This is a genomic window from Nonomuraea indica (genome assembly GCF_002850745.1).
Lineage (GTDB): Bacteria > Actinomycetota > Actinomycetes > Streptosporangiales > Streptosporangiaceae > Nonomuraea > Nonomuraea indica.
The window spans coordinates 348,546-359,885 of the sequence record NZ_KZ559473.1; the positions used below are offsets into that span (position 1 = coordinate 348,546).

An 11,340-nucleotide genomic window follows, 5' to 3' on the forward strand; every position below is an offset into this window, starting at 1 on the left:
ACATGCCCGCGGGACGGCGCGGGCACCGGCTCGGCATTTCCCCCCGCGTATCACCGAACAACGGCGGGAAGCCGTCCGCCGCGCTTTTTCCCTTTCCACGCGTGCGGAGGAAAACACATGCGGGTGCTCCTGGTCTCCTACGCCGAGAAGACGCATTTCCTCAGCATGGTGCCGTTGGGCTGGGCGTTGCGCACGGCCGGCCACGAGGTGCGGGTGGCGACCCAGCCCGAGCTGGCCGACGCCGTCGCCGACACGGGGCTCACCGTGGTCCCCGTGGGCCGCGACCACACCCTGTACCGCCACCGCGAGTGGGCGCGGCGGTTCGGCGAGGAGGAGGGGTCGGGGTTCTTCGACATGGGGGAGAGCTGGCCGGACGACCTGACGTGGCAGGACCTCACCTGGGGATACCGGGAGGTGGTGTCGTGGTGGTGGCGTACCGTCAACGGCCCGATGGTCGACGACCTGACCGACTTCTGCCTGCGCTGGGAGCCCGACCTGGTGCTCTGGGAGCCGGGGACGTTCGCCGGGGCGGTCGCGGCCCAGGCCTCGGGCGCCGCCCACGCGCGGGTGCTGTGGAGCGTGGACCTCTTCGGGTGGATGCGCGAGCGGTTCCTGCGCCTGCTGGCCGAGCAGCCGCCGGGTCGGCGGGAGGACGTGCTGGCCCGGTGGCTCGGCGCGCAGGCCGAGCGCCTCGGCGGCCGGTTCGAGGAGGAGCTGACCCGGGGCCACTTCACCGTCACCCACATGCCCGCCTCGCTGGGCCGGGCCGACGGCCTGCACTACGTCCCGATGCGGTACGTCCCGTACAACGGACGGGCCGTCGTCCCCGAGTGGCTGCGGCTGCCGCCCGAACGGCCGCGGGTCTGCCTCAGCCTGGGGCTGTCGGCGACCGAGCGGCTCGGCCGCTACGCCGTCTCCATGCAGGGACTGCTGGACGCGCTGGGCGACCTCGACGTCGAGGTCGTCGCCACCGTGCCGCCGCGGCAGCGGGCCGAACTGGCGAGCGTGCCGCCCAACACCCGGCTGGTCTCGTTCGTGCCGCTGCACGCGCTGATGCCCACCTGCTCCGCCGTGATCGACCACGGCGGGCCGGGAACCGTGTGCACGGCGGCGGTCCACGGGGTGCCGCAGCTCATCCTGCCGCGCCGGCTGCTCGACGACCGGCTGGTCGCCCGGGGGCTCGCCGACCAGGGCATGGCGCTGATGATCCCGAGTGACGACGTCACGGAGGAGACCACCCGCGACCACCTGCTGCGGCTCCTCGGGGAACCGGACCTGCGCCGGGGAGCGGAGCGGTTGAGGGACGAGATGACCGCCATGCCGGCGCCGAACGACGTCGTCGCGGAGCTGGAGCGGCTCACGGCCCTTCACCGCGGGGGCGGAGCCGCCCGCCCCGCCGACGGAGGTCCGTCGCGGCGACGCGCCGTCTCGTGACGGGCCGGGTCAGGCCCGTACGCCGAGGAGAAGCCCGCAGTCCCAGGGCGAGCCCTCGACGTGTACGGGCGACAGCCCGCACCGCGTGAACGCCGCCTCGTACTCCTCCCGGGTGAACAGCGTCAGCTCGAAGCTGTGCGACGAATGGCGCACCCCGGCCTCCGGGTGGGCGGCCATGCAGTGCACGTCGGTGCGGACCCTGCGGCCGGTGCGCACCGAGTGGGACATGCGGGCCAGTACGGGCTGACGGTCGTCGAACAGCTCGGCGGAGACGTGCCGGGCGTCGAACGTGTCGGGGGACCACCACGGCTCGACCACCACCACGCCGCCGCGGACCACGTGCGCCGCCATCCGTGCCAGGGCCGCGTCGAGTTCCTCGGCCGACTGCAGGTGGCCGACGGCGAACAGGCAGGAGACGGCGTCGTAGGTGCGGCCGAGGTCGAAGTCGCGGATGTCGCCCAGGTGCAGCGGCACACCGGGCAGCGACTCCTTCGCCACGGCCAGCATGTCCTGCGACAGGTCCATGCCCGCCACCTCGTCGAACGCCTCGGCGTAGAAGCGCAGGTGGTTGCCGGTGCCGCAGGCCACGTCGAGCAGCGAGGCGGCGCCGGGCGCGTGGCGCCGGATCCACCGGACGGCGTCGGCGGCCTCGCCCGCGTAGTCCTTGCCCCGGCCCAGGTAGACCCGGTTGTAGCTCTCCGCCAGCTCCGCTGGGTACATCTGCTCCTCGGCTTTCCCGGCCGGCGTCGGGCGGCCGTGTCCCGTCGCGCCTAGCGCCCGATCCCGCGGTAGGCGAAGCCCAGCTCCCGAAGCCGGCCGATCATGTCCCGCGAGTAGTAGGCCCGCCCGTCCACCACGACGCACGAAGGGGCCGCGGCGCGGCGGACCTCGGCGAAGTCCACGGCGTCGAACTCCTTGTGCCTGGCCAGCACGGCGACGCAGTCGGCGTCACGGACCGCCTCGGCCAGGGACTCCGCCTGGCCCGACCCGAAGGTCTTCTCGGTCTCCCCGGCCTCCACGAGCGGGTCGTACAGCCTGACCTGTGCCCCCGCCTGCCGCAGCGCGGCCACGACCGGCGCGACCGGGGTGGCCCGCAGGTCACCGGTGTCGTTCTTGAACGCCAGCCCCAGCACGGCGACCGTGGCCGTCTCGGGGCTCTTGCCCAGCTTGGCCAGTTCCTCGACGACGAGCCGCACGGTGAACCCGGGCATGGAGTCGTTGACCGTCCGGGCGACGGGGATCGTGCGCAGCTCGACGCCGAGCTCGCGGGCCGAGCGCCACAGCATCCACGGATCCTTGGTCAGGCACGAGCCGCCCACCCCGACGCTCGGCAGGAGGACGTTGACGCTGCCCTCGCCCTTGGGGATGGAGTTGGCCGCCGCGATGACCTCCAGCACGTCGACGCCGGACCTGGCGCAGACCTGGGCGAGCTCGTTGGCCAGGGCGATGTTGTGGTCGACCCACCAGTTGTTCGTCAGCTTGACCAGCTCCGCGGCCTCGATGGACCCGCAGGGCACCACGTCCACCCCGATGCTCTTCTGCCAGAACACCGCGGCGGCGTCGACGCTGTCCTGGCACCAGCCGCCGATGACGATGGGGAAGCGGCGCAACTCGCTCAGCGCGACGCCCTCGGACAGGCGTTCCGGGCAGAAGGCCAGGCCGAAGTCGGCGCCGCAGGACAGCCCGGAGCCCTGCAGCAGCGGCGCCACGAGCCCGCGTGTGGTGCCCACGGGGACGGTGCTCTTGAAGACCACGAGCTGGCCGGGCCTGATCCGCCGGGCCAGCTCCTCGCAGGCGCCGCGGAGCTGGGTGTCCACCAGGGTGCCGTCGGGCCGTACCGGGGTGCCGACCGCCACGATGACGATGTCGGTCGAGGACACGGCGTCGTAGTCGGTCGTGACGCTCAGGAGGGAGGAGGCGATTCCGCGGGCGAGCAGGTCGGGCAGGCCCGGTTCGCGGAACCGGCAGTGCCCGGCGGCCAGCTCCGCGACCAGGGTCTCGTCGTTGTCCACGCCGACCACGCGGATGCCCTGGTCGGTCAGGGTCGCGGCCACGCACGACCCGACGTAGCCCAGACCGATGACGGACACCGTGATGCTCTCCCAGTCCGGCAGGAAGCGCATGTCAGCCCCCGAATCTCGTCGCACGGGTGATGTGTCGGTTCATGTCACGCCTTCGTGATCGGTGTGCCCGCGGGGCGTCCGCGGGCGGGTGCGCCGCCGGATCAGGCGGGGGGAACGGCCTGGCCGTCCTGGGAGATGCGCAGCGCGACGAAGTCGGCCAGGTCGTCAAAGGTCTTGCCCTCGAACTGCTGCATGTCCTCCAGCAGGCGCACGTCGTAGATGTCCTCCAGCGTGAGGATGAGCTGCACGACCGAGAACGAGTCGAGGTCGTCCATCTTGCTGGGCTCGGGCAGCTCGAACTCGGGCTCGCTGGAGGTGAACATCAGGATCGTCATCGCCTGGACCTTGATCTGCGTGATCAGTTCGTTCCGCTCGATCTCGAGCATCTCCCTCATGTCCCCTTCGTCAGGTCTTCGCTTCTCGTCGCCGGGCCGTCAACGGCCGACCGGGCTCTTCACCAGGCGGTCGAGGAACCTGGTGCCGTACTTCTCCCACCGGTCGCGGTGGATCGACAGCACCCGCAGGCTGTGGGCCGTACCGAGATCGCGCAGCTGAGCGGGAGGCTCCGCCTCCTCTGTGATCATGGCGGGGAAGGCGGCCAGGGTGTCGAAGTTCCGTGGCGTGGCACAGAAGTAGATCTTGCCGATGGCCCAGGTGGCGAACGCGTGGTTCACCACGAGCATCGTCGCCTCCAGGCTGATGCCGAACTCGGTCCTCAGCGGGTCGGTGACCACGTCGACGCGCACCTGGCCGAGCTCCGTGTCGAGATGCGTCATCGAGGCGAAGCCGACCTTGTCCTCGGTGCCGGCCCGGACGATGAAGAACTGGGCGGCCGTCTGCGCCGGATCGTCCGTGCTGGTGGCCAGGAAGGCGTCCAGGTCGGGCAACCGGCCGAGCCCCTCGCGATCGAGGACCCGCCGCACCTCCGGCCCGGCGACCACCGGGTCGACCGGGACGAGCGACGTGCGCCGCGTCATGACATGGGGAATGAGCATGGTTCGCCGCCCCTTGTTGATTCGAACTCTGATTCAACGGGACCGGGATTTTCAGGCGTCACCCGGCAGGTGCCCGGATTCCCGAAGATACCGATCGATGGCGAGCTGGTAATAGCCCGGCCCGAAGTTCATGCCGGCCAGCTCCGGAATAATTCCGTGGAGCTTCTCCACGGAGAGGCAGTGGGCCGTCCCGAGCCCGGCGAAATCTCTTTCGGCGCTCACGTCGAGCCGCTTCTCGATATGGTCCACGATCAGCTCGACGCGCACGCAGTCGCCCGAGGCGACGTTCACGATCTCCTGCTCGATCCCGGTCTCCAGGAGCCTGTCGATGATCATCACGGCGTCGGACACGTGCAGCAGGTCACGGTAGGCGCCCTGGTAGACCCGCACCGACCCCGACAGGATCTGCGTGATCAGCGACGGGATCAGCCTGAACGGCGGCGCGTACGGGCCCAGCATGTAGCACAGCCGCAGGGTCAGGTGGCGGACGCCGGAGTCACGGATGAGCGCCTCCAGCCCCAGCTTGTGCCGGCCATACTGGGTCAGCGGGGCCATCGGCTGGTCCTCGCGCCCCCGGCAGTCGCGGCCGCCGCCGTAGATGCTGGCGGTCGAGAAGAAGACCAGCTTGTGGTCCTGCTTGCGGCAGTCGCGGATCGCCTGCTCGACCAGCGCCACCTCGCGAGCGTGCTCGGACTCCGGCAGGTCCTGGCGGGGCACGCCGGCGGCCAGCACGGTCACCCCGGGGTGCCGGTGGCCGAGCGGACGCAGGTGTTTCGCCAGGAAGCCGTTCCCGATGATCTCCACTGCCGCGAACCGCCTTTCAACCGGAAATGCACCTGCGAAGCCCGCGGTGCGGGCCTCGCCGTACGAGATGAGAACATGTCGCCGCGGAGTAATACAAAGCCGTGCTCGCGCCGCGCCGAGTAATGAATCCCGTCGGCGTCCCGCTGGCGGGACAGAAACATGCGGCGCCACGGGTGATAATGGGCGACCCCGTCGGACGGCGTCCGGGCGAAACGCGCCCGTGCGGTGACGGGGCCTCGGCGTTATTGTGCCGTCCGAAGGGCTGACGCACCACGATGACCGATCTCACCGAACGCGATGACGCCCTCGCCCGGCTGGAGTCGGTGCTCGCCGGCTGCCGGGCCGGCAGGGGCGGCCTGGTCTCGATCAGAGGCTTCGCCGGCAGCGGCAAGACCGCGCTGCTGCGCGAGTGGGCGGCGCGGGCACGGGCGGCCGGCTTCCTGACCCTGGGCGCCCTCGGGTCGCGGGCCGAGAACATGCTGCCGATGGGGCTGCTCGGCCAGCTCTTCCCCGCCCCGGCCGGGCCGGACGGCGACCTGCTCGGCCCGCTGCCGGCCCTGATGGACGAGGCCCTGTCCCTGACGTGGACCCTGCCCGTCCTCGGCTCGCCGGCGCAGTCCCGGCTGCTGCGCCGGCTGTGGTCGGCGATCGCCCGCCTGGCCGGGCGCCGGCCGATCCTGATCACCGTGGACGACGCGCACCACGGGGACGCGGCGTCGCTGCAGAGCCTGCTGTACGTCGCCCGCCGGGTGGAGCGGACACGCGTCGTCATCGCGCTGGCCGAACCGGCCAGGCCCCGGCGGCTGCTGGAGGCCATCGACATCGAGCTGCTCGGGCACCCGCACGGCCACCGGGTCGAGCTCTCCGCGCTGACCCGTGACGGGGTCGCGTCCCTGCTCCGCCGGCACGTGGCGGACGCCGGTGACGGGCTGGTGGCGGCGTGCTGGGAGCTGACCGGCGGCAATCCGGCGCTGGTGCGCGCCTTCGCCGAGGACGTCCGGACAGCCCGCGCCACCGGCCGTGACGCGCCCGGCGACCGGCCCGGTGATCGGTCCGGTGATCGGCCCGGCGACCGGTCCGGTGATCGGTCCGGTGATCGGTCCGGCGATCGAGCCGGGCGCCGTGACCCGTGCGACGACCGGTTCGGTGACCGGGACGGTGACCGGCCGAGGGTGGATGCCTATGCCGGGGCGGTGCTCGCCTGCCTGCACCGAGGCCGGCCCACAGGGTTGTGGGCCGGCCGGGCGGTCGCGGTCCTCGACGAGGACGGCCCGGACCATCTCCACCGGCTGCTCGGCATCGACCCGGCCTCGGCCGGCCTGGCGCTGGACGAACTCGACCGGATCGGCGTCCTGCGCGCCGGACGGTTCCGCGACCAGGAGGCGCGCCGGGCCGTACTCGGCGACATGGACCCGCGGGAACGCGCGGCCATGCACCGGCGGGCCGCCAAGCTGCTGCGCGACCATGGAGGATCCCGCACCGCGATCGCCAGGCACCTGGTGGCGGCCCTGCACGCGCCGGACCCGTGGGTGGTCCCGCTGCTCCAGGAGGCGGCGGCGCAGGCGCTGCTGGACGACGAGGCGGAGTTCGCCGTCGACTGCCTCAACCTGGCGGTACGGGCCTGCGCCGACGACGCGCAACGGGCGGAGACGACGCTCATGCTGGCCCGGGCCGGGTGGCGGCTCAATCCCGCCACCGCCGACCGGCACCTGACGATGCTGGCCGCGGCGCTTCGCGAGGGCAGCCTCCCCTGGCGCGAGGCGGGCGACGTGGTGCGCGCCCTGCTGTGGCACGGGCGGCTGCACGAGGCGGGGCAGACGCTGGCCTCGCTCGCCGACCAGGCCGGCGAGTCCGGCCTGACGGCGACGCGTGAGTGGCTGTCGAACGTGTGCCCCTCACTGCTGGCCGGCCTCCCACCGGCCGAACCAGCGCCGGACGCGAGCTCCCCTGCCATGGCGTCCCCCGGCCCCGCCGACCCTGCCACGGCGGATTCCGACCTCATCGGTCCTGCCGGCGCGGGTTCCCGCCTGGATGGCGGTGCCGGGGTGGGTTCCGGCTCCGTCGGTCGTGCGGTGGCGGGTTCCGGCCCCGCCGGTCGTGCCGGGGCGGGGTCCGGCCTGGTCGCCTCTGCCGTGGTGGCGCCCGGTCGCGTCGTCTCCGTCGCCGCGCGGGGGGAGGCGGTGGCCGAGGCGGAGAGGGTGTTGCGCGGGGCGCGCCTCGACGACGAGACGCTTCCGGCGGTGGAGGCGGCGCTGCTGGCGCTGATGTGCTCCGACGCCGCCGACCGGGCGGCCGTGTGGTGCGACCGCGCGATCGAGGAGGCGGCGAGGCGGCGGGCGCCGACGTGGCGCGCCCTGCTGACCGCGCTGCGGGCGGAGATCGCGGTCCGCCAGGGCCGGCTGCCCCTGGCGAAGCGGCACGCGAGCTGGGCGATCAGCCGTCTGCCGCCGCGGAGCTGGGGTGTGGCCGTCGGCATGCCGGTGGCCACGCTCGTCCAGGCGGCGACCGGCATGGGCAGCTACGACCTGGCCGCGCACCACCTCGGCCGGCCCGTCCCGGAGGCCCTGTTCCTGACGCGGTTCGGGCTGCACTACCTGGACGCGCGCGGCCACTACCACCTGGCGACGGGCAGGCCGCACGCCGCCCTCGACGACTTCCTGGCCTGCGGCGAGCTGATGAGCAGGTGGGGGACCGACCTGCCGGTGTTCCCGAGGTGGCGGCTCGGGGCTGCCGAGGCGCAGCTGCGGATCGGCCGCCGCGACCGCTGCCTCGAACTCCTGGAGGAGCAGCTCCGGGAGCCGGCGGCGGCCTCGGCCCGCGTACGGGGCACGGCGCTGCGGCTGCTGGCGGCGCTGGGGGACCCGGCGGAGCGGGTGCCGCTGCTGACGGAGGCGCTCACGCTGCTGGAGGGCTGCGGCGACCGCCTGGGCACGGCCCGTGTGCTGGCCGACCTCGGCCACGCCCACCAGGCGCTGGGCGGGCGGGCACGGGCCCGCCAGGCGCGGCGGCGGGCGCTGCGCCTGGCCACCGAGTGCCGGGCCGAACCGCTGCGGCGGGCGCTGGCGCTCAGCGAGGTGTCCCGCGACGGCGACGTCACCCCGTACCCTCCTGAGACGGCCTACGAGACCAGCCCGCTGCTCAGCGACGCCGAGCACCGGGTGGCGTCCCTGGCCGCCGAGGGATACCTGAACCGGGAGATCGCCGAGTCGCTCGGTGTCACGGTGAGCACCGTGGAGCAGCACCTCACCCGCATCTACCGGAAGCTCGACGTCAACGGCAGGGCAGGGCTGGCCGAGAGGCTGCACTCCCGGACCCCGCGCGCGTGACCGCCCGCCCCACCGGGCCTCGCGAGCCGGGCCTCGTGAACCGGGCCCCACGCAGGGCGTCGCGAGTCGGGGCCCACGCCGGGCGTCGCGAGCCGGGCGTCGCGAGTCGGGCGTCGCGAGTCGGGCCCCACGCAGGGCGTCGCGGGCCGGGTCTTGTGCGTCGGGGAGTCGCGGGTCGGGGCGCCGCGAGGCGAGTCCCACGAGTCGAAGGGAGGCGCGATGCGCGTCGTCGTCGCGACCATCGCGGAGAACGCCCACCTGCAGGGCATGGTGCCCGTCGGATGGGCGCTGCGCACCGCCGGCCACGAGGTGCGCGTCGCCAGCCAGCCCCGGCTGGCCGACGCCGTGGCCGGGAGCGGCCTGACCGCGGTGCCCGTGGGCAGGGACCACGATCTCTGGCGGGTGATGAACGCGTACCAGGTGGTCGACGGGCTGGGGGAGCGGGCGCCGCTCTTCGGCCGGGCAGGCCGCCCGGCCGAGGAGATCACCTGGGAGTACGTCAGGGACGGCTACCGCCAGGTGGTGCCCTGGTGGTGGCGGATGGTCAACGACCCCATGATCGACGACCTGGTCGCCTACTGCCGTGAGTGGCGGCCGGACCTGGTGATCTGGGGGCCGGTGACCTTCGCGGGAGCCGTCGCGGCCAAGGTGACCGGCGCCGCGCACGCCCGGCTGGTGTGGGGCGCCGACAAGTTCGCGCTCATGCGGGGCCACTTCCTGCGGCTGCGGGACGAGCAGCCGCCGGAGACGCGGGAGGACCCGCTGGCGGAGTGGCTGGGCGGGCGCCTGGCCCGGTACGGCGAGCGGTTCTCCGAGGACCTGGCCTGCGGCCAGCTCACCGTCGACTGCGTTCCCGGCTCGCTGCGGCCGGGCTTCGGCGCGGACGTCCCGCGCGTGCCGATGCGGTACGTGCCCTACAACGGCCGTTCGGTGGTCCCGGACTGGCTGCGACGGCCACCGGAGCGCCCGCGCGTGGCGCTGACCATGGGGATCTCGGCCGCGAGCCGGCAGGACGAGCGCATGGGGACGGGCCAGGCCCTGCTTGACGCCCTGTCCGGGCTGGACGTCGAAGTCGTCGCCACCCTCTCGGCCAAGCAGCAGGCCGAGCTGACGAGGGTCCCGGCCGACGTCCGTCTGGTCGGCTACGCGCCGCTGCACGCGCTCGCGCCGACCTGCGCCGCCGTCGTGCACCACGGCGGGTGGGGAACCCTGGCCACGCTGACGGCCTGCGGCGTGCCGCAACTCATGCTGCCCAACCCGCTCGACCAGCCTCTGCTCGCCCGGGCCGTCGCCCGTCAGGGCGCCGGGCTCGCGCTGGCCGAGGGCGAGACGACCGCCGCGCACGTGCGCGCCGGCCTCGAACGGCTGCTGGCCGGCCCCTCCTTCGCCGAGGCGGCCCGGCGGCTGCGCGCGGAGGCGCTGGCCATGCCCAGCCCGAACGAGGTGGTGCCGGAGCTGGAACGGCTCACCGAGGAGCGCCGGAGCCGGACGCCCGCCGGTGCTCCTCGGTGAGCTTCTCCAGCCGGGGGACGATGTCGTTCGGAGCCGGCATGGCGGCCATCTCCGCGCGCAGCCGGCCGGCGCCCTCGGCGAAGGACGGGTCGCCCAGCAGCCGTACGACCTGCTCGCGCACGCCGGCCGCGGTCACCTCGCCGCTGGGGACGGCCGCGCCGGCCCCGGCCCGGACGAGCCCGCGCGCGAGCAGCGGCTCGTCGAACCAGTCGTAGTGGAGGACGAGCTGCGGCACGCCGTACGCGGCGGTGGTGCAGACGGTGCCGGGACCACCCTGGTTGATGACCACCTGGCACGTCGGCGCGAGCGCGTGCAGCGGCACGTACTCGGCCAGCCGGGTGTTGCCCGGCACCCGCGTCAGCTCGGCCTGCTGTTTGGCCGAGAGGGTGGCGACGACCTCGACGTCCAGCCCGGACAGGGCGTCCAGGATGTCCTGGACCGGGACGGCGTACCGGCCGAGGCGCGTGGTCCACGAGCTGCCGAGGGTGAGGGCGACCCGGGGCCGTCGCGGCGGGACCCGCAGCCAGCCCGGCACCACGGCGCGGCCGTTGTAGGGCACGTACCGCATCGGCACGTACTCCACCGCACCCGTGCCCACCGCACCCGTGCCCACCCCGCTCGTGCCCACCCCGCTCGTGCCCACCCCGCTCGTGCCCACCCCGCTCGTGCCCCCCCCGCTCGTGCCCACCCCGCTCGTGCCCCCCCCGCTCGTGCCCACCCCGCTCGTGCCCCCCCCGCTCGTGCCCACCCCGCTCGTGCCCCCCCCGCTCGTGCCCACCCCGCTCGTGCCCCCCCCGCTCGTGCCCACCCCGCTCGTGCCCCCCCCGCTCGTGCCCACCCCGCTCGTGCCCACCCCGCTCGTGCCCACCCCGCTCGTGCCCGGCCCGTCCGGCTGCAGGCGTAGTGACGCCGGCAGGTAGTCGATCGTGGACTGCCCGCACACCACGTCCTCGGCGAACCGCTCGCCGAACCGGCCCAGATGCCCGCCCAGCCAGTCGGCCAGCACGTCCTCCCGCTCCCCGGCCGGCCGGCCCGCCATCAGCTCCAGGAACAACCCCCGCATCCGCGCGAACAGATCCACGCTCCACAGGAGGCGGACGTGCGCGGCCCCGCACGCCCGCGCCGCCACCGGAGCGGCGAACGTGG

Annotated in this window: 9 protein-coding genes; 3 read left to right on the forward strand and 6 right to left on the reverse strand. The window is 73.9% G+C overall.

Annotated features, from left to right (window positions below; all coding sequences use genetic code 11):
- Positions 1 to 117: 117 nt before the first annotated feature.
- Positions 118 to 1,434: an activator-dependent family glycosyltransferase gene (locus CXR44_RS22205; RefSeq protein WP_101787998.1), complete on the forward strand. Its 1,317-nt coding sequence runs from the start codon at positions 118 to 120 to the stop codon at positions 1,432 to 1,434.
- Between the two features lie 9 nt (positions 1,435 to 1,443).
- Here the strand turns inward: CXR44_RS22205 and CXR44_RS22210 are convergent, their stop codons facing one another.
- The 5 genes from CXR44_RS22210 to CXR44_RS22230 form a co-directional block, all read right to left on the reverse strand.
- Complete coding sequence (locus tag CXR44_RS22210) at positions 1,444 to 2,154, reverse strand: class I SAM-dependent DNA methyltransferase (protein ID WP_101787999.1); 711 nt, start codon at positions 2,152 to 2,154, stop codon at positions 1,444 to 1,446.
- A gap of 50 nt (positions 2,155 to 2,204) precedes the next feature.
- Positions 2,205 to 3,557 carry a nucleotide sugar dehydrogenase gene (locus CXR44_RS22215; protein ID WP_101788000.1) on the reverse strand — a complete coding sequence of 451 codons (1,353 nt, stop codon included), beginning with the start codon at positions 3,555 to 3,557 and terminating at the stop codon, positions 2,205 to 2,207.
- A gap of 101 nt (positions 3,558 to 3,658) precedes the next feature.
- Positions 3,659 to 3,952, reverse strand: coding sequence for a hypothetical protein (locus tag CXR44_RS22220; protein ID WP_245899318.1), 294 nt, complete (start codon positions 3,950 to 3,952; stop codon positions 3,659 to 3,661).
- 39 nt (positions 3,953 to 3,991) lie between these two features.
- The gene (locus CXR44_RS22225; protein ID WP_144070045.1) at positions 3,992 to 4,552 is read right to left on the reverse strand and encodes a GNAT family N-acetyltransferase; all 561 of its coding nucleotides are present in this window, start codon (positions 4,550 to 4,552) and stop codon (positions 3,992 to 3,994) included.
- A 51-nt stretch (positions 4,553 to 4,603) separates the two neighbouring features.
- Complete coding sequence (locus CXR44_RS22230) at positions 4,604 to 5,356, reverse strand: NAD-dependent epimerase/dehydratase family protein (protein ID WP_101788002.1); 753 nt, start codon at positions 5,354 to 5,356, stop codon at positions 4,604 to 4,606.
- A 275-nt stretch (positions 5,357 to 5,631) separates the two neighbouring features.
- Here CXR44_RS22230 and CXR44_RS22235 point away from each other — a divergent pair, with 275 nt between their 5' ends.
- Both CXR44_RS22235 and CXR44_RS22240 read left to right on the forward strand, forming a co-directional pair.
- Entirely contained in the window at positions 5,632 to 8,682 is a 3,051-nt protein-coding gene (locus CXR44_RS22235; protein ID WP_101788003.1) for a helix-turn-helix transcriptional regulator, read from the forward strand.
- A 219-nt stretch (positions 8,683 to 8,901) separates the two neighbouring features.
- Positions 8,902 to 10,194, forward strand: coding sequence for an activator-dependent family glycosyltransferase (locus CXR44_RS22240; RefSeq protein WP_101788004.1), 1,293 nt, complete (start codon positions 8,902 to 8,904; stop codon positions 10,192 to 10,194).
- On the opposite strand, the gene CXR44_RS41050 is transcribed toward CXR44_RS22240, so the two are convergent.
- Positions 10,148 to 11,340, reverse strand: a 1,193-nt coding sequence (locus CXR44_RS41050) for a nucleotide disphospho-sugar-binding domain-containing protein (RefSeq protein ID WP_144070049.1), incomplete at its 5' end; no start/stop codon positions are given. The genes CXR44_RS22240 and CXR44_RS41050 overlap by 47 nt on opposite strands.